This window comes from Pseudomonas sp. DE0010 (assembly GCF_007680745.1).
In the GTDB taxonomy this organism is placed as follows: Bacteria; Pseudomonadota; Gammaproteobacteria; order Pseudomonadales; family Pseudomonadaceae; genus Aquipseudomonas; species Aquipseudomonas parafulva_B.
Genome location: NZ_VEJQ01000034.1, coordinates 21,017 through 38,447, shown reverse-complemented (window position 1 = coordinate 38,447; position 17,431 = coordinate 21,017). Strand labels below are relative to the sequence as shown.

Below are 17,431 nucleotides of genomic sequence, written 5' to 3'. Positions count from 1 at the left end.
TATGGAACGTATCGCTGTCATCGACTTTGAAACCACCGGCATTTCCCCAGGCACCGGTTGCCGCGCCACCGAGGTGGCCGTGGTGATGCTCGAGCGCGGGCAAATCGTCGAGCGCTATCAGAGCCTGATGAACGCGGGGGTGTCGGTGCCTGCTTTCGTGTCGGGCTTGACCGGCATCACCACCGCCATGGTGCGCAAGGCACCCCCGGTGGAGCAGGTGATGAACGAGGTGGCCGAGTTCGTGGGGGCAACGCCGCTGCTGGCCCACAACGCCGCCTTCGACCAGAAGTTCTGGGACTTCGAGCTGGGCCGCATCGGCCGCAGCCGCAGCCAGCCCTTCGCCTGCTCGCTGTTGCTGTCCCGGCGCCTGCTGCCGGCAGCCCCCAACCACAAGCTGGGCACACTGACCCACTGGGCCGGGCTGCCCAACACTGGCACGGCCCACCGGGCCATGGCCGACGCGGAAATGGCCGCCAACCTGGTCCAGCACCTGGCCGGCGTACTGCGCCAGGACCATGGGGTGCAGCAGCCTTCCCACGACTTGTTCTGCCGTCTGCAGAAAACCCCCGCCGCCAAGGTACGCGACGCGCTGGCAATCTATCGCTGAAGCAGGCAGCGCCTGTCGTCGCACGCCCCAGGTTCCAAGTGTGCTGCTGATCCAACGCCCCACTGTAGGGTTGCCGCTGCGCTTCACGCCGTTAGACTGCGTCACCCGCAAAAGGATTTTCGACTCGACCATGTCCAGCACCCGCCGCTTCCCGCTGTTGCTCATCGGGGCCTTCGTGGCCCTGTATTTCGTATGGGGTTCAACCTACCTGTTTATCCGCATCGGTGTGGAAAGCTGGCCGCCCATGCTCATGGCCGGGGTCCGCTTTCTGATTGCCGGGGGGCTGTTGTACGGCTTCATGCGCTGGCGAGGGGCGCCATCGCCGTCCTGGCCGCAGTGGCGGGCAGCGGGGCTGGTGGGCTTCTTGCTGCTCAGCTGTGGCAACGGCGGCGTGACGATCGCCGAACACGCGGGCGTGGCGTCCGGCGTGGCAGCGCTGGCGGTGGCGACCGTGCCCTTGTTCACCCTGGTGTTTGGGCTGATGTTCGGTTACCGCAACTCGGCGCTCGAATGGGCGGGCATCGTCCTGGGCCTGACTGGCATCGGCCTGCTCAACCTGGGCTCCAACCTGCAGGCGAGCCCGCTTGGCGCGGCGCTGCTGATCTTCGCCGCCGCCTCGTGGGCGTTCGGGTCGGTGTGGAGCAAGCGCCTGCCCATGCCACCGGGCCCCATGGCCAGCGCCGCACAGATGCTGGTCGGCGGCACGGCATTGCTGCTGGGCAGCCTGCTGTCGGGTGAACGCATGACGCAGATGCCCACCGCTGCCGGCTGGGGCGCGCTGGCCTACCTCGTGTTCTTCGGCTCGATCCTGGCGTTCAGCGCCTACATGTACCTGCTCAAGCACGTTCGCCCGGCGGCCGCCACCAGCTATGCCTACGTCAACCCGGCGGTGGCGGTGCTGTTGGGCATCGTGTTCGCCGGCGAGCAGATCGGTGCCGAGGAGTGCGTTGCCATGGCCGTGATCATCGGCGCGGTGGTCCTGATCGGCCTGCCGCAGTGGCGCAAGGCGCGCCCCGTCGCGTAGCCGCTCGACCGGGAAACCTGCAAGTGCACAGGGGGGATGCGGTAGACTTGCCGGCTTCGCTGAACCCCTGATGGTATTGCCATGAATTTCGCCAAACTCGGCCTGATCGAACCCTTGCTGCGCACCCTTGAGCAGCGCGATTACACCACCCCGACCCCGGTACAGGCCCAGGCCATCCCCGCCGTGCTGGCCGGCCGCGACCTGATGGCCGCCGCCCAGACCGGCACCGGCAAGACCGCAGGTTTTGCCCTGCCCGTGTTGCAACGCCTGGCGCTCGAAGGCGAGAAGGTCGCGGCCAACTCGATTCGTGCCCTGGTCCTGGTGCCCACCCGTGAACTGGCCGAGCAGGTGCATACCAACGTGCGCGAGTACGCCGAGCACCTGCCGCTGAGCACTTATGCGGTGTATGGCGGGGTCAGCATCAACCCGCAGATGATGCGCCTGCGCCGCGGTGTGGACCTGCTGGTGGCGACCCCGGGCCGGCTGCTGGACCTGTATCGCCAGAACGCGATCAAGTTCAACCAGGTGCAGATTCTGGTGCTCGATGAAGCCGACCGCATGCTCGACCTGGGGTTCGCCGAGGAGCTGCAATCGGTCTATGCCGCGCTGCCCCGCAAACGCCAGACGCTGTTGTTCTCGGCAACGTTCTCGGACCAGATCCGCATGCTCGCAGGGCTCGCGCTCAACGACCCGCTCAGCATCGAGGTCAGCCCGCGCAATGCCACGGCAGCAAGCGTCAAGCAATGGTTGGTGACGGTGGACAAGAAGCGCAAGGTCGACCTGTTCTGCCACCTGTTGCGCAAGCAGCGCTGGAAACAGGTGCTGGTCTTCGCCAAGACCCGCAACGGTGTCGATCAGCTGGTCGAGCGTTTGCTGGCCGAAGGGGTCAAGGCCGACGGCATCCATGGCGACCGCCCGCAAGCGACCCGGCAACGGGCGCTGGACAGCTTCAAGGCACGCGAAGTGCAGGTGCTGGTGGCCACCGACGTGGCTGCGCGCGGGCTGGACATTGACGACCTGCCGCTGGTGGTCAACCTGGACCTGCCGATCGTGGCCGAAGACTACGTGCACCGTATCGGTCGCACCGGCCGTGCGGGCAACACGGGCGAGGCGATTTCGCTGGTGTGCGCCGACGAGGTGCAATTGCTGGCGGCCATCGAGGTACTGACCCGCCAGACGCTGGCGCGTCATGAAGAGCCTGATTTCATTCCTGATCACCGGGTACCGCTGACCGATGCCAGTGGTCAAGTGATGAAAAAGCCCAAGAAACCGAAGAAGCCCAAGGAAAACAGTGCCAAGCGTGGGCTGGGGCGGTGGATGGACAGTGACGAAGCCGGTACCGCGCCACCTGCGGTGAAGGCAGTGCGCAAGGTGCCTAGCTTCAATGGGGGGCCGCGCAAGCGCAAGCCTTGAGCGGGTTTGGACGGGTCTAGGGCAGGGGCCTGATTGTTTACGGGTGTCGCGCAGGGCCGCGCAGCGGCCCCCAACGGGCTTGAATACAGAACAGAAGACCTTCAGACCACAACGTAACCCCTCACCCCACCCAACCCCGCGATCAGCCCGGCGTCTTACCCTGCCGCTCCACCCAAGCCGCCGCTGCCCGCCCGGCGCGCAGCCCGCTGGCGAAGCAGGCAGTCAGCAGGTAACCGCCTGTTGGCGCTTCCCAGTCCAGCATTTCGCCTGCACAGAACACCCCTGGCATGTGCTTTATCATCAGCCCCTCATCCAGGCTTTCGAAGCGGACCCCGCCGGCACTGCTGATCGCTTCGTCCAGGGGGCGAGTGCGCACCAGCGTGATCGGCAGGGCCTTGATCGCCCGAGCAAGGGAGGGCGGGTCGGCGAAGGTTGCCGGGTCGGTCAGCTCACGCAGCAGCGCTGCCTTGACTCCGTCCAGGCCCAATTGCCCTTGCAAGTGCTTGGCCATGGACCGCGAGCCCCTCGGCCGTGCCAGCGCCTGGGCAATTTTGTCCACAGGCTTGTCCGGTAGCAGGTCCAGTACCAGCCCACCGCTGCCATGCTGCTCGATGGCCGTGCGCACCTGCGCCGACCAGGCGTAGACCAGGCTGCCTTCCACACCCTGGGCGGTCAGGATGAATTCGCCTTTGCGCGGTGTGCTGCCGGGTACGCTCAACGCAATGTTCTTGACCGGCGCCCCTGCGAACTTGTCGGTGAGCACTGCGCTCCAGCCCGCCACCTCGAACCCGCAATTGCTCGGTCGCAGGGGTGAGATATCCACAGCCCGGTCAGCCAGGGTTGCTTGCCAGCGCCCATCAGACCCCAACCGCGCCCAACTGCCGCCACCCAGCGCCAGTACTACCACCGCAGGCCGGACCAGCCGCTCGCCCTGTGGATAAGCAATCCGCAGCGCGCCGTCCTCGCTCCAACCCAGCCAGCGATGACGGTTGTGGATAACCACGCCGCTTTCACGCAGACGCTTGAGCCAAGCGCGTAAAAGCGGGGCGGCTTTCATGTCGGTGGGGAACACGCGGCCCGAGCTGCCTACGAACGTGGCAATGCCCAGCGCGTGAATCCACTGGCGCAAGGCGTTGGCATCAAAATCGCGCAGCAGCCCGTCAACCTCGCCCTGGCGCTCGGCATACCGCGCCGCAAAGGCAGGGTAGGGCTCGGAATGGGTGATGTTCATGCCACCCACGCCCGCCAGCAGAAACTTGCGACCCACCGAGGGCATGGCGTCGAACACTTCCACTGCAAGCCCGGCCTGTGCCAGGGCTTCAGCCGCCATCAGGCCGGCGGGGCCGCCCCCGATGACAGCGGCGACAGGAAGGGCAGGGTGACTTACTTCGGACATGATCGGCTGCAGGCTGTGGAAAAGACGCGCATTCTAGCGCAGCACAACCCTCACAAGCACTGATCAAAAAATGATCAGTTGCGCGCAAGCAGCGCCATCAAAGGGCTACAGCCTGTTTCGCTCAGGTTATCCACAAGCGGTTCCACAGTCATTGTGCACAACGCAAGACTTTGGCTGCCGTGTGATGAAGCACGCCGTGGCGCTTGGCCAGTGCTTTGCGGTCCTTGCTGTAGCCGCCCCCGATCACACCCATGACCGGAATATCGCGCCCCAGGCACTGGCCGAGCACGCGCTCGTCACGTGCGGCCAGCCCTGCATCGGTGATTTGTAGATAACCCAGGGCGTCGTCCTTGTGAACATCGACTCCGGCGTCGTACAGCACCAGGTCAGGCTGATAGAGCGGCAGCAGGTAATTGAGCGCTTCATCCACCACTTGCAGGTAAGCGTCGTCTCCCATGCCACGAGGCAGGGGAATGTCCCAATCGCTTTGTGTCTTGCGGGCCGGGAAGTTCTGCTCGCAATGCAGGGAGACGGTAATGGCGTCGGGTGTGTCCTCAAGCATGCGCGCAGTCCCGTCCCCTTGATGGACATCGCAATCGAAGATCAGCACCCGGTGCACGCGACCGGCTTCAAGCAGGTACCGGCTGATCACGGCCAGGTCATTGAAGATGCAGAAGCCGGCCGGGTGGTCGTAGTGGGCATGGTGAGTGCCCCCGGCCAGGTGGCAGGCCACCCCGTGTTGCAGGGCCATCTCGGCCGTCAACAGCGACCCCCCGACCGCGCGCACGGTGCGCCGCGCCAGCGCTTCGCTCCACGGCAGGCCCAGGCGGCGCTGGTCCTCGCGCGACAGCTCGCCGTGCATGTAGCGCTCGATGTAATGGCGATCGTGGGCCAGCGCGAGAATGTCATTGGGGCAGATGTCGGGCCGCAGCAACGCCTGGTCAGTGGTCAACCCGCTGTCGATTAGGTGATCGTGCAGCAGACGAAACTTGTCCATCGGAAAACGATGGTCCGGCGGAAACTCAGGGCTGTAGTCTTCGTGGTAGATCAGCGGCAGCGACATGGGTTATCCACAGCAGGGAACAGCCTCGATCTTGCCATGAGTGGCCTACGGCTGTGGAAAACTTTGCTGGCGCCAACTGCAAGCCGGTGGCGGCCCATGCAGTGGGCACTTTCAACGTGCGGCACTGGCCAGCACGCGCTGCCATGCGGGCTCGTTCAAGCGCCCCAGAATGCGTGCCTTGCCGCTGTCGTCCACGGAAACGAACAGGGCGCTGGCATAAGCGCTGTCCCGTTCGCCACCGGCAACGTTCTGCTGACGAGCGAACTGATCGACGCAGCCGCTATGGGTTACCAGCACCAAGTTGTGTTCGGAGCGTTTGGCGGCCAGCGCCTGGGCCGGGAAGCTGCCGTCGCACTGCCCGATCCATTCCCGCGTGGCGACCGGCTGCCCCAGGATGAAATGCGCCGTCTGCTGGGTGCGCACCTTCGGGCTGCTTAACAGGTCGGCATCGGCCAGCCCCAGGTGCTTGAGACCTTCGCCCACGCGCCCGGCAGCCTGACTGCCGGCCACCGTGATGCCCGCTGGGTCGTCCAGGCAAGGGCCTGGTGCGCTGTCGCAGCGCTCGGCATGGCGGATCATGACGATCACCGCACCGTTGGCCCAGGCCTGGAGCAGGCCGCTTTTGCTGAGTTGTTGCTCGCTACCAAGGTCCACGATGGAGGTTCTCGTCATAAACCAGGAGGTCGATGCCGCCACGGCCAGGCTCAGGCTCAAGGCGACGGTCACGGCGCGGCGCGGTAGCCATCGCTTGCGCGGTGCATGCAAGGCGTAGGGCGGCAGGGTGTTGCTCGACAGCATGGGTGGCTCCGACAAGAAAACCGCGCGCTGGGCGCGGCAGGGATGGCGGCATTTTGCTAACCCACGTGTTGCCAGCCGGTGAAGCGCATGTGAAAAATGCATTCGGCTACCCGTCACCCGGTGCACCGCCGTGCCTGCGCCTACGCTGTACACTGCATCACGCCAAAACGGAGCGAACCCCATGACCCCCATTCTGGAACTGGAAAGCGCGCGGCTGATCCTGCGCCAATGGCAGGACGAGGATTTGCGCGAGTTCGCTGCCCTGTGCGCCGACCCCCAGGTCATGCGGTATTTCCCCGCGCCGCTCACACGTCTGGAAGCGGCTGCCTTGATCGGCCGCATCCGCGGGCATTTTCATGAGTACGGGTTTGGCCTGTGGGCGCTTGAGCGCAAGGACAGTGGCGCTTTCATAGGCATGACGGGCCTGCTCAACGTCAATTTCGACGCGCCCTTCGCCCCGGCGGTCGAGATCGGCTGGCGCCTGGCACGCCGGCACTGGGGCCTGGGGTTTGCCAGTGAGGCGGCCTGGACGTGCTTGCGCTGTGCGTTCGCCCAGTTGCAGGTCGAGCAGGTGGTGTCCTTCACCAGTACCCTCAACCTGCCCTCGCAGAAGGTCATGCAAGCCATCGGCATGGAGCAGGACCTGGCAGGCAGCTTCGACCATCCGCGTGTCGCCCTCGGCCATCCCCTGCGCCCGCATGTGCTGTACCGGATCGATCGCTCGCGGTGGGAGCAGACCTTGCGGGCCGAGTGAACCGCCAGGGGGGCCGGCGGTGTCAAACCCTGTATCATTTGCGCTATTGGACGGTGCGGCTCATGCGTGGGCTGCGCCGGTTGAATCGAGCGCCGGCCCACGGCGCCTTGTGAGCACGCCTTGCGTCTACGGAGAACCCCGATGAGTCATGTGTTGGACGACCTGGTCGACCTGTTGAGCCTCGAAGCCATTGAAGAAAACCTGTTCCGCGGCCGCAGCCAGGACCTGGGTTTTCGCCAGCTGTATGGCGGCCAGGTGCTGGGCCAGTCCTTGTCGGCCGCCAGCCAGACGGTAGAGGATGCCCGCCATGTGCACTCGCTGCACGGCTACTTCCTGCGCCCGGGCGATGCCAGCCTGCCGGTGGTGTATTCGGTGGACCGCGTGCGCGACGGTGGCAGTTTCAGTACCCGCCGCGTCACGGCGATTCAGAAGGGCAAGACGATCTTCACCTGCAGCGCGTCGTTCCAGTACGACGAAGAAGGGTTCACCCACCAGGCGCAGATGCCCGATGTAGTCGGCCCTGAAAACCTGCCCACCGAAGTGGAACTGGCCAGCGCCATGGCCGATCAGCTTCCTGAGCGCATCCGCGACAAGGTGCTGTGCGCCAAGCCCATCGAGATTCGCCCGGTGACCGAACGTGACCCGTTCAACCCCAGGCCCGGCGACCCGGTGAAATACGCCTGGTTCCGCGCCGATGGCAACCTGCCGGCCGTCCCTGCGCTGCACAAGTACATCCTGGCCTACGCCTCTGATTTCGGGCTGTTGACCACCTCGATGCTGCCCCATGGCAAGTCGGTCTGGCAGCGCGACATGCAGATCGCAAGCCTGGACCACTCCTTATGGTTCCACGGCAATCTGCGGGCCGATCAATGGCTGCTGTATGCCACCGACAGCCCTTGGGCAGGCAATGCCCGTGGCTTCTGCCGGGGCAGTATCTTCAACCAGGCCGGCCAGCTGGTTGCCTCGTCCAGCCAGGAAGGCCTGATCCGTCATCGCAAGGACTGGGCATGAACCTCGGCCAGGTGCGCCACTGGGTGTTCGACATGGACGGCACCCTGACCGTGGCCGCGCATGATTTTGCCGCTATCCGTGTGAAGCTGGGCATCCCGCCCAAGGACGACATCCTGGCGCACCTGGCGGCCTTGCCCGCAGACGAAGCCGCCGCCAAACATGCCTGGCTGCTGGAGCACGAGCGTCATCTGGCGTTTGCCTCCAGAGCCGCCCAAGGGGCGGTGGAGTTGGTCCGTGAGCTGGCCAGCCGTGGTTGCCAGCTGGGCATTCTTACCCGTAATGCCCGCGAGCTGGCGCACATTACGCTCGAGGCCATTGGCCTTGCCGACTGTTTTCCGGTGGCGCACATTCTTGGGCGTGATGAAGCGCAGCCCAAGCCCAGCCCCGATGGGCTGCTCAAGATCGCCGGTGCCTGGGGCGTCGCGCCGCAGGCGATGGTGATGGTGGGCGACCACCGTTTCGACCTCGACTGCGGGCGAGCCGCCGGTGCAGGCACGGTGCTTGTGAACCAGCCGCACGACGCCTGGCCAGGCCTTGCCGACCGACATGCGCCCGACTGTGATGCCTTGAAGCGTATGCTGGGCTGAACCGACGCTCGCCGGCCACTTTCCTTTTTACAGATGGAGCACCCGACCATGAGCAGCAAGGCGATTTACGTTCAACCCGGCGGCGGCTACGACAAGGTCGAGGTCGGCACCTGTGAAGCCACTGCCCCAGGCGTGGGTGAAATCACCGTGCGCCTGCATGCCAGCTCCCTCAATTACCATGACTTTGCCGTGGTCAGCGGCATGTGGGGCCCGGCCGAACGGCGCATCCCGATGGCCGACGGTGCCGGCGAGGTGGTAGCCGTGGGCAGCGGTGTCAGCGAATTTAAGGTCGGTGACAGCGTGGTCAGCACCTTCTTCCCTGACTGGCTGGATGGGCAGGCTAATGTCGAGGGCTTTGCCCGGGTGCCGGGCGATGGCCTGGACGGTTATGCCCGTGGCCATGTGACCGCGCTGGCCACGGCGTTCACCCGCGCGCCCAAGGGCTTCAGCCACGCCGAGGCGGCGACCTTGACCACTGCCGGGCTGACGGCCTGGCGCGCGCTGATGAGCGACGATCACCTCAAGCCCGGTGATACGGTGCTGGTGCAGGGCACCGGCGGGGTTTCGATCTTCGCCCTGCAGTTCGCCAAGCTGGCCGGCGCGTCGGTGATCGCCACTTGCTCCAGCGATGCCAAGCTCGAGCGGCTCAAAGCCTTGGGCGCCGACCACGTGATCAACTACACGCGCACGCCGGCCTGGGGCGAAAAGGTGCGTGAACTGACCGACAACCGTGGGGTGGACCATGTGATCGAAGTCGGCGGGCCTGCCACTTTGGAGCAGTCGATGATTGCGGCGCGCATCGGGGGCCATGTGTCGCTGATTGGTATTCTGACCGGTGTGGCGGGGCAACTGCCGCTGGTGCAGGCACTGGTGCGGCAGATCCGCTTGCAGGGTGTCCTGGTGGGCAGCCGTGCTCAGCAGCAAGCCATGGTCCGGGCCATCGAGGCCAACGGCCTGCGCCCGGTGGTGGACAAGCACTTCGAACTCGAACAGATCGTCGAGGCGTTTCGCTATCAGGAAAGCAACCGCCATTTCGGCAAGATCTGCCTGACCTGGTAACGCCTTGGGGTAACGGGATGTAATGGCTGGCGAGCAGGCCAATACATTCGCGCACATCGGGCGCACAGGTGGCTGGCTAGAATGCCCGGCTCCGTTGCGACTGATTCTCTCTTCAAGAGGACGCCCCGATGTGCCTGTTCCCCCGTTTGCGGCAGCGCCTGCTGCCGGCCTTGTTGCTGTTGGCGTCCTGCCTCGGCTTTACCCATACCGCCCACGCCCTGCAAGTCACCGATGTGCTGGGGCGTACCGTCGAGCTTGACCACGCCCCGCAGCGGATCGTGCTGGGCGAGGGGCGTTTGTTCTTCGCCCTGGCGCTGCTCGACCGGGACAACCCGTTCCAGCGCGTGGTGGGCTGGCAGAACGACATGCGCTTGCTGGACCCGCACACCTACGAGGTCTACGCCCAGCAGTACCCGCAGATCGCCAAGCTGCCCTTGATCGGGCAGGCCTCCGAGCAGAGCGTGAGCGCCGAGCAGATCCTGTCGCTCAAGCCGGACCTGGCCATTTTCAGCATCGCCGGTGAAGGCCCGACCCAGCACAGCCCGGTGGCCGACTTGCTGGCCAAGGCCGGCGTGCCAGTATTGTTCATCGATTTTCGCGTGCACCCCATGCGCAACACCCACGTCAGCATGCAAGCGCTGGGAACGCTGCTGGGCCGTGAACAGCAGGCGCAGCAGTACCTTGACCTGTACGACCGTCATCTGGAGCGGGTGCACGCGGGCGTGGCCGGCATCAAGGACAGCGAGCGGCCCAAGGTATTTCTCGAACTGCTGGCCGGGGTGTGGCAAGCGCCCGGCCATACCACTGGCAAAAGCGGTTTGGGCAGTGTGGTCCAGGCGGTGGGTGGCCATAACATCGGCGCCGACGTGGTGCCGGGGGCGCTGGGCGATGTCAGCGTCGAGTACGTGCTGCAAGCCGACCCCGACGTCTATATCGCCACCGGCAACCGCGCCCCCGGCGTGCTGCTGGGTGCCGGGGTGTCCGAAAAAACGGCCCGGGACAGCCTGGCGAAGATCACCGCCCGCCCGGAATTCGCCCCCTTGCGCCCCATCCAGGCCGGCCAGGCCCATGGCTTGTGGCATGACTTCTACAATTCGCCGTTCAACATCCTGGCAATTGAAGCGATGGCGCGCTGGGTGCATCCGGAGCGGTTCAAGGACATTGACCCGCAAGCGACCATGGCCGAGATCAACCGCATGCTCAAGGTAGGGCTGGACGGTCAGTACTGGGTCGACGCCCAGTGACCGCACAGGCGCTGCCAGGCGTGCAGCAGGCCGCCTGGCATTACCGTCGGCTGCTGTGGCGGCGTACCGGGCTGGTGGCCGGGCTGGCCGTGCTGTTGCTGGTTTCGGTCTTGAGCGACCTGGCCAGCGGTGCATCGGGCATGAGCCTGGGGCGACTGGTGCAAGGCCTGTTCGACCCGGCTACCCTCAGCGCCACGGAGCGGGTGATTATCTGGAACGTTCGCCTGCCGTACGCGTTGATGGCCGTGCTGGTGGGCACGGCACTGTCGCTGGCAGGGGCCGAGATGCAGGCGATCCTCGACAACCCGCTAGCCAGCCCCTTCACCTTGGGAGTGTCCTCGTCAGCGGCACTGGGGGCTTCGCTTGCCATCGCCTACCCGCTCAGCGTCGCCTGGATGACGGCGGGGGTGCAGGTGACGGTGATGGCCTTCGTCTTCGCCTGCCTGTCGGTGGTGCTGTTGCAGGCCATGTCGCGGCTTCGCGGGGCGGGCGTGGAGAGCCTGGTGCTGTTCGGCATCGCCCTGGTATTCAGCTGCAATGCCCTGGTGTCGCTGTTGCAGCTGCTGGCCACCGAGGACGTGCTGCAGCAACTGGTGTTCTGGACCATGGGCAGCCTGGCACGGGCCGATTGGAACAAGCTTGGCATTCTGGCGCTGGTCGTGGCGCTGGTGTTGCCGTTTTCGCTGCGCGCAGCACCTGCGATGACGCTGCTGCGCATGGGCGAGGACCGGGCGCGCAGCTTCGGCGTGGACACCCGGCGGCTGCGCTTTGCCTCGCTGCTGCGCATTAGCCTGTTGTCGGCAACCGCCGTTGCATTCGTCGGCACCATCGGCTTCGTCGGCCTGGTCGGGCCGCACATTGCGCGCCTGCTGGTAGGTGAGGACCAGCGGTTCCTGCTGCCGGCCAGCGCGCTGGTGGGCGCCCTGATGCTGTCGCTGTCCTCCATTGCCAGCAAGCTGATCATGCCGGGCGTGATCGTGCCGGTTGGCATCGTCACCGCCCTGGTGGGGGTGCCGATTTTCGTGACGCTGGTGTTCCGGCGGGGGAGAAAGCTGTGAGCCTGGTGATCGACAAGGTTTCGGTCGCCTACGGTGCGCGGCAGATCCTGCACGAGGTCAGCCTGCCGGCCTTGCCCGAAGGCAGCCTGGTGGCGCTGGTGGGGCCCAATGGAGCAGGCAAGTCCACGCTGCTCAGGGCCCTGGCAGGGCTCGAGCGCATGCGCGGCGGCCTGCGCCTGGATGGCCAGGACGTGACCCGGCTGGCCTTTGCCGACCGTTCGCGACGACTGGCCTACATGCCCCAGCAGTTGCCCCCCGGCATCGCCCTTGGCGTGCTGGAAAGCATCATGGCTGCACTTCGCGTAGGCAGTGCGGACGATCTGCTGGGCCAGGCCTTTGCGGCCCTGCGCCAGCTGGGTATCGAGCATCTGGCCCAGTGCTCGCTGGACAGCTTGTCCGGCGGGCAGCGGCAATTGGTGGCGCTGGCCCAGTTGCTGGCGCGCAACCCGCAGGTGCTGCTGCTCGACGAGCCCACCAGCGCGCTGGACCTGCATTATCAATTGCGGGTGATGGATGCCGTGCGTGAGCGCGTGCAGGTGCATCGCCTGTTGGCAGTGGCCGTGCTGCACGACATCAACCTGGCCGCCAGCCATGCCGACTGGCTGGTGGTGCTGCGCGAGGGCAGGGTAGTGGCCAGTGGTACGCCGCAGGACGTGTTGGTGCCTGACCTGCTAGCGCAGGTGTATGGCGTCCAGGCGCGGGTCGAGCGCTGCTCCCAGGGGCGGCTGCAAGTGCTGGTCGACCACGCACTGGCCTGATGCCCGCGCTGCCTGCTGCCTGCTGGACAGGCAGCGGGTGCAACACACTCGAATGAAAAACCCAAGCGCCATTGGCGTGCATGGCGCGTTCGGACATGCCAATCGCGACATTTGTCGCTTGCACAAAAGCGCTGTCGTGATCGAACAGTTCCGGGGCGTTCTCGTGTAATTTCCCTCCTCCCTGCGGGGCTTAAATGAAGCCCGACCCCCACCGGCACGTTGCCTTGTGATGCGCTGCAAAGATCAACAACAGAGCGCAAGCAACCTGTCGACCTGAACCCTTCAAGGAGCTATTTTCGCCTACGCCTGCCCGTCCATCCTTGTGTCAGCAAAAAGAGAACAACATCAATGAACACCGTGGGATCTGATGGCAACCTTGCACAAGGTTTCAAGCCACGTCATGTAACGATGCTGTCCATCGCCGGCATCATCGGCGCCGGACTTTTCGTCGGCTCGGGCCACGCCATTGCGGCAGCCGGCCCGGCTACCATAATCTCCTATTTCGTGGCCGGGACCTTGGTCGTCCTGGTCATGCGCATGCTCGGCGAAATGGCCGTCGCGCACCCCGATACCGGTTCCTTCTCCACCTACGCCGACCAGGCCATTGGCCGCTGGGCCGGCTACACCATCGGCTGGTTGTACTGGTGGTTCTGGGTGCTGGTCATCCCCATCGAAGCCCTCGCGGCAGGGCATGTGCTAAATGCCTGGTTCCCGCAGATAGACAGCTGGATATTCGCACTGGCGTCGGTGTTGCTGCTGGCAGGTACCAACCTGTTCAGCGTGGCCAAGTACGGTGAGTTCGAGTTCTGGTTCGCCATCCTCAAGGTGACCGCGATCCTTGCCTTCATCAGCCTTGGGTTCGCGGCGCTGATGGGGTGGCTGCCCAACCGCGAAGTCAGCGGCCTGAGTGGGTTGATAGCCGACCACGGTGGTTTCGCGCCCAAGGGCTGGGCCGCGGTGGTGGGGGCGTTCATCACCGTGATGTTCAGCTTCATCGGCACTGAGGCGGTGACCATCGCAGCGTCCGAGTCCAGCGACCCGTCGCGCAACATCGCCAAGGCCACCCGCTCGGTGATCTGGCGCATCAGCACCTTCTACATCCTCTCCATCTTCGTGATCATTTCCGTGGTGCCGTGGAACGATCCGCAACTGGCTGTGGTGGGCTCGTACCAGCGTGCACTGGAAATCATGAACATCCCCAACGCGGCCTTGCTGGTCGACCTGGTGGTGCTGGTGGCGGTCACCAGCTGCATGAACTCCTCGATCTACATCGCCTCGCGCATGATGTACTCGCTGGCCAAGCGCGGCGATGCGCCGGCAATGCTCAAGCACACGTCCAAGGTCGGCGTACCACGCGCTGCAGTGTTCGGCAGCACCTTGATCGGCGCGTCCATCGCCGTGCTCAACTACTTCGCACCCAAAGGCGTGTTCGAGTTCCTGCTGGCAAGCTCAGGTGCCATCGCGCTGCTGGTGTACATGGTCATCGCCATCTCCCAGCTGCGCATGCGCCGCCGTCTTGAGCGGGAGAATACCGAGCTCAAGTTCCGCATGTGGCTGTTCCCCTGGTTGACCTGGGCGGTGATCATCTTCATTGCCTTGGCCTTGGCGGTAATGATGTACACGCCCGAGCACCGGGCGGAGGTGAGCGCCACGCTGGGGCTTGCGATCATGATTTCCTTCCTGGGCATCGTGACGACACGCGGTCATGCGCAGCCGGTGGGGGCGCGGTCGTTGGGTTGAGATGAGCTTTGCTGGAGCCTTGAGGCTGCGATGCGGCTTCAGGGTTTTCAGCTTCGCGGCTCATCGTGTTGGGGCCGCTTTGCGGCCCATCGCGGCATGAGGCCCGCTCCTACTTGGATGGATAAGCCTTCGGGGCTGGCGCAGGCTGTTGCTGTGTAGCGAAGGGTTGTCCGGTACCTGTGGGAGCGGGCCTTGTGCCGCGATGGGCCGTACCGCGCGCCCACGCATCCAATGGCCCGGCCAAATCGACCGAGCATACACACTGGCACCCCCCTGCCGAATGATGGAAAATCGCGCCTCGCCCGCCTGGGCGTCGCTGCCAACAACACGGATGTGAGGCGTTTCTCCCCCTGCGCCTGCTTCGATTTTTCCAGAGTAAGGATACGTCCCCCATGCCCCTGTGTAGATTCCTTATGCCCATGCTGGCCACCATGGCCCTGGCCGGCTGCGTCACGACCGAGCAGATGCCCGACGGTCGCACCAAGATTCGTTTTTCCGACGACACGGTCAGCTCCCTGACATCGATGATGCCTGCAGCCATGGCCACCGGAATCGCCGGCGGAGCTGGCAGTGAGGGTGGGCTGGACTTGATTGCTACCCTGCCCTCGAGCAGTGGCGAGTTCCTCTACCTGGGCGGCAGGTTCGATGCCGAATGCACCGCTGCCTTGTTCTACAGCGCCAAGTCTGGCAAACCGCTCGCAACCAAGATCGACCGCAGTTGCAGGATTCGCTACCTGGCCAGGCAGCAGGACCTCAAGGCGATTGGAAAACCCTACGACCGCGCAGCCCCTGTCGGCGAACTGGATGGCTCCCACCACCCCTATTGGGATTCACTCTCCCGCCGGGTCATTGGCCAATTGGCCGCGCAGAAGCAGTTCAAAACGCGGGTGGGCGTCATCCCGCGCTATGACAAGGCAGGCACGCCGTTTGTCACCCTTGGGTTTTTGGGACAGGGTAAAAGTGAGGACTACGCCCTCAGGACAACGCCAGCGCCGGCACCGGTGGTGTTCAGCGACCCGGCCTATGGCGCCCAGATGCGAGCCACCGCCCTCAGGCGGCAGACTGACCTTGGTGAATCCATCAAGTGTGAAGCGTTGCTCGAGCCGCAAGGTGCCGTCGACCTGGGGCGCAAGCCGCCTTCGGTCAACACCAGTGACTTTGCGCGTTACGTGGTGCCAATGAAGATAACGTCCATGGCCTGCACACCTCTGTACTAGGACAGGCGGCAATGCCGCCGTGTTGGGCTGGCACCTCGCCATGCGCTGAGTGGCGAGGCGATCAGCCTACTGCGCCGGGCGCTTGTCTTGCGTGCAGGCAATGTAGGTACTGCCCGACTCGTCCCGTAACGACAAATCGTGGTTGCCAACTGCCTGGGTGTAATGCCCCAGGTCATCCTTGCCGATGCCGCTCAGCCTTGCGATGTCCTCGACGCGCTTGCCCTCGAATACTCCCGAAAACTCGTTGAAGTCCCCTTCGCCGTCACTGGCAGCATGTGCCGTCAGCTGCGTGATCGGTTGGCCATAGACCTCCACTGGCTGAGGCAGCGAATACTCAGCGTCCGACAGCTCCGATGCCTGGACGGTGGCCTGACCCTTGGCCGCCTTGACCAGTGCATCGAACTGTTCGGGTGAGGCCGCGCGCTTGCACGTCAGAACTTGACCAATACGCGTGCGGGCCTCGGTTTGATCGAGGTTTTCAGCGTGAGCGGTGGCCGCGCCAGCAAGGCTGGCAAGCAGGGGCAGGATCAGGCGAGCGGTGTTCATGCATCAGTTCCTTCTGGTGGATAGCCCCTATTGAGTGCCGCCGTCAGCAATGGTTTCAAGGCCCATGGACGCTACTGGAGATCCCGTAATGGGACGGGCGCACCCGCGCTTGGACGGGTGCTCACGGCGCGCTCACCTGCCCTTGATCCAACCTGCCAAATTTCTTTGCGTAATGGGCTACCATCCGATGGCCTAATGCAATTAAATGCGCCACCCGGACAACTATTCCGGCCAGTAACTGTCACTCAAAAAAACCCCGGTCATAGTGTGAAGGTGCCCGCTTTCACCACAGGAGCTCAGATACATGGCAGCACTGCAAAGCAGTACGTTGGACGCGGTCGAAAACAACCAGGACCAGTTGCTGACCCAATGGTTGGCAGGCCTGGAAGCCAACGGTGCCACGCGCAATGTCAAGGAGCAGGTGCTGGCCCAGGAAACCCGCGAGTTTCTGCAACTGCTGGTCCAAGGCTTCAAGAGCCAAGGTGGCGCCAACCTGGCAGCCGCCGATTGGGAGGCCGTGCGCCGGTTCCTCGAAAAGCTGTCTTCATCGCGCGCGCAGATGGGCCATGACTCCCACCAGACCGTGTACTTCATCTACGCCCTCAAGCGTCCGCTGTTCGCCTTGCTGCAATCGCACTACAGCGCCGACCCAGCCACGCTTGCCGAGGAACTCTGGCGCGTGTCCGAGCTGCTCGACAGCATGGGTATGCATACCATGCGCACGTACCAGGCGAGCCGTGAAAACGTCATCCGCCGCCAGCAGGAAGAACTGCTGGAGCTGTCCACACCCGTGGTCAAGCTGTGGGACGGTGTGCTGGCATTGCCACTGATCGGCACCCTGGACTCCCAGCGCAGCCAGACCGTCATGGAGTCGCTGCTGCAGCGCATCGTCGACACCGGTTCGGAAATCGCCATCATCGACATCACGGGCGTGCCCACCGTGGACACCCTGGTGGCGCAGCACCTGCTCAAGACCGTGACGGCCATTCGCCTGATGGGCGCCGATTGCATCATCAGCGGCATTCGTCCGCAGATCGCCCAGACCATCGTGCACCTGGGCCTGGACCTTGGCACCCTGACCACCAAGGCCAACCTGGCCGACGCCCTGAAGCTGGCCCTGACCCGTGTGGGCAGCGACCTCGGCCAGCGAGCCTAA

Annotated in this window: 17 protein-coding genes; 13 read left to right on the top strand and 4 right to left on the bottom strand. The window is 64.6% G+C overall.

The features are described 5' to 3' along the window. Position 1: 1 nt before the first annotated feature. The 3 genes from FS767_RS20350 (at position 2) to FS767_RS20340 (ending at position 3,044) form a co-directional block, all read left to right on the top strand. Complete coding sequence (locus FS767_RS20350; RefSeq protein ID WP_144967810.1) at positions 2 to 607, top strand: PolC-type DNA polymerase III; 606 nt, start codon at positions 2 to 4, stop codon at positions 605 to 607. 130 nt (positions 608 to 737) lie between these two features. After that, on the top strand, positions 738 to 1,631 hold the full coding sequence (gene yedA, locus FS767_RS20345) for a drug/metabolite exporter YedA (protein WP_100852575.1): 894 nt from the start codon (positions 738 to 740) through the stop codon (positions 1,629 to 1,631). Between the two features lie 81 nt (positions 1,632 to 1,712). Then, positions 1,713 to 3,044: a DEAD/DEAH box helicase gene (locus FS767_RS20340; protein WP_144967808.1), complete on the top strand. Its 1,332-nt coding sequence runs from the start codon at positions 1,713 to 1,715 to the stop codon at positions 3,042 to 3,044. Between the two features lie 142 nt (positions 3,045 to 3,186). Here FS767_RS20340 and FS767_RS20335 read toward each other — a convergent pair whose 3' ends face one another. The 3 genes from FS767_RS20335 to FS767_RS20325 all read right to left on the bottom strand — a co-directional run bounded on the left by FS767_RS20335 (position 3,187) and on the right by FS767_RS20325 (position 6,301). Continuing rightward, positions 3,187 to 4,440, bottom strand: coding sequence for a TIGR03862 family flavoprotein (locus FS767_RS20335; protein ID WP_144967806.1), 1,254 nt, complete (start codon positions 4,438 to 4,440; stop codon positions 3,187 to 3,189). Positions 4,441 to 4,588: 148 nt separating this feature from the next. Continuing rightward, positions 4,589 to 5,503, bottom strand: a complete 915-nt coding sequence (locus FS767_RS20330) for a histone deacetylase (RefSeq protein WP_144967804.1) — start codon at positions 5,501 to 5,503, stop codon at positions 4,589 to 4,591. A 111-nt stretch (positions 5,504 to 5,614) separates the two neighbouring features. Beyond that, positions 5,615 to 6,301, bottom strand: a complete 687-nt coding sequence (locus FS767_RS20325) for a histidine phosphatase family protein (RefSeq protein ID WP_144967802.1) — start codon at positions 6,299 to 6,301, stop codon at positions 5,615 to 5,617. A gap of 181 nt (positions 6,302 to 6,482) precedes the next feature. On the opposite strand from FS767_RS20325, the gene FS767_RS20320 reads away from it, so the two are divergent. The 9 genes from FS767_RS20320 (at position 6,483) to FS767_RS20280 (ending at position 15,729) form a co-directional block, all read left to right on the top strand. Then, on the top strand, positions 6,483 to 7,055 hold the full coding sequence (locus FS767_RS20320; RefSeq protein WP_100850759.1) for a GNAT family N-acetyltransferase: 573 nt from the start codon (positions 6,483 to 6,485) through the stop codon (positions 7,053 to 7,055). A 141-nt stretch (positions 7,056 to 7,196) separates the two neighbouring features. After that, entirely contained in the window at positions 7,197 to 8,066 is an 870-nt protein-coding gene (tesB, locus tag FS767_RS20315; protein ID WP_144967800.1) for an acyl-CoA thioesterase II, read from the top strand. Continuing rightward, positions 8,063 to 8,653 carry an HAD family hydrolase gene (locus FS767_RS20310; RefSeq protein WP_144967798.1) on the top strand — a complete coding sequence of 197 codons (591 nt, stop codon included), beginning with the start codon at positions 8,063 to 8,065 and terminating at the stop codon, positions 8,651 to 8,653. The genes tesB and FS767_RS20310 overlap by 4 nt, the downstream gene beginning before the upstream one ends. A gap of 48 nt (positions 8,654 to 8,701) precedes the next feature. Beyond that, a complete protein-coding gene (locus FS767_RS20305) occupies positions 8,702 to 9,712 on the top strand; it encodes an NAD(P)-dependent alcohol dehydrogenase (protein WP_144967796.1) in 1,011 nt (336 codons plus the stop codon). Between the two features lie 128 nt (positions 9,713 to 9,840). Then, positions 9,841 to 10,956 (top strand): ABC transporter substrate-binding protein, encoded by a 1,116-nt coding sequence (locus FS767_RS20300; protein WP_144967794.1) that lies wholly within the window; start codon positions 9,841 to 9,843, stop codon positions 10,954 to 10,956. After that, positions 10,953 to 12,014, top strand: a complete 1,062-nt coding sequence (locus tag FS767_RS20295) for an iron ABC transporter permease (protein ID WP_144967793.1) — start codon at positions 10,953 to 10,955, stop codon at positions 12,012 to 12,014. Before FS767_RS20300 ends, FS767_RS20295 begins: the two co-directional genes overlap by 4 nt. Next, positions 12,011 to 12,772, top strand: coding sequence for an ABC transporter ATP-binding protein (locus FS767_RS20290; RefSeq protein ID WP_144967791.1), 762 nt, complete (start codon positions 12,011 to 12,013; stop codon positions 12,770 to 12,772). The genes FS767_RS20295 and FS767_RS20290 overlap by 4 nt, the downstream gene beginning before the upstream one ends. A gap of 348 nt (positions 12,773 to 13,120) precedes the next feature. Beyond that, positions 13,121 to 14,512, top strand: a complete 1,392-nt coding sequence (gabP, locus tag FS767_RS20285; RefSeq protein WP_144967789.1) for a GABA permease — start codon at positions 13,121 to 13,123, stop codon at positions 14,510 to 14,512. A gap of 392 nt (positions 14,513 to 14,904) precedes the next feature. Continuing rightward, entirely contained in the window at positions 14,905 to 15,729 is an 825-nt protein-coding gene (locus FS767_RS20280) for a hypothetical protein (RefSeq protein ID WP_144967787.1), read from the top strand. 66 nt (positions 15,730 to 15,795) lie between these two features. Here the strand turns inward: FS767_RS20280 and FS767_RS20275 are convergent, their stop codons facing one another. Further along, positions 15,796 to 16,275, bottom strand: coding sequence for a hypothetical protein (locus FS767_RS20275; RefSeq protein ID WP_144967785.1), 480 nt, complete (start codon positions 16,273 to 16,275; stop codon positions 15,796 to 15,798). Between the two features lie 304 nt (positions 16,276 to 16,579). On the opposite strand from FS767_RS20275, the gene FS767_RS20270 reads away from it, so the two are divergent. Further along, a complete protein-coding gene (locus FS767_RS20270) occupies positions 16,580 to 17,431 on the top strand; it encodes an STAS domain-containing protein (protein ID WP_144967783.1) in 852 nt (283 codons plus the stop codon).

Coding starts and splice junctions, on each gene's coding strand:
- FS767_RS20350 (WP_144967810.1), top strand. CDS start 2: ATGGAACGTATCGCTGTCATCGACTTTGAAACCACCGGCATTTCCCCA.
- yedA (WP_100852575.1), top strand. CDS start 738: ATGTCCAGCACCCGCCGCTTCCCGCTGTTGCTCATCGGGGCCTTCGTG.
- FS767_RS20340 (WP_144967808.1), top strand. CDS start 1,713: ATGAATTTCGCCAAACTCGGCCTGATCGAACCCTTGCTGCGCACCCTT.
- FS767_RS20335 (WP_144967806.1), bottom strand. CDS start 4,440: ATGTCCGAAGTAAGTCACCCTGCCCTTCCTGTCGCCGCTGTCATCGGG.
- FS767_RS20330 (WP_144967804.1), bottom strand. CDS start 5,503: ATGTCGCTGCCGCTGATCTACCACGAAGACTACAGCCCTGAGTTTCCG.
- FS767_RS20325 (WP_144967802.1), bottom strand. CDS start 6,301: ATGCTGTCGAGCAACACCCTGCCGCCCTACGCCTTGCATGCACCGCGC.
- FS767_RS20320 (WP_100850759.1), top strand. CDS start 6,483: ATGACCCCCATTCTGGAACTGGAAAGCGCGCGGCTGATCCTGCGCCAA.
- tesB (WP_144967800.1), top strand. CDS start 7,197: ATGAGTCATGTGTTGGACGACCTGGTCGACCTGTTGAGCCTCGAAGCC.
- FS767_RS20310 (WP_144967798.1), top strand. CDS start 8,063: ATGAACCTCGGCCAGGTGCGCCACTGGGTGTTCGACATGGACGGCACC.
- FS767_RS20305 (WP_144967796.1), top strand. CDS start 8,702: ATGAGCAGCAAGGCGATTTACGTTCAACCCGGCGGCGGCTACGACAAG.
- FS767_RS20300 (WP_144967794.1), top strand. CDS start 9,841: ATGTGCCTGTTCCCCCGTTTGCGGCAGCGCCTGCTGCCGGCCTTGTTG.
- gabP (WP_144967789.1), top strand. CDS start 13,121: ATGAACACCGTGGGATCTGATGGCAACCTTGCACAAGGTTTCAAGCCA.
- FS767_RS20280 (WP_144967787.1), top strand. CDS start 14,905: ATGCCCCTGTGTAGATTCCTTATGCCCATGCTGGCCACCATGGCCCTG.
- FS767_RS20275 (WP_144967785.1), bottom strand. CDS start 16,275: ATGAACACCGCTCGCCTGATCCTGCCCCTGCTTGCCAGCCTTGCTGGC.
- FS767_RS20270 (WP_144967783.1), top strand. CDS start 16,580: ATGGCAGCACTGCAAAGCAGTACGTTGGACGCGGTCGAAAACAACCAG.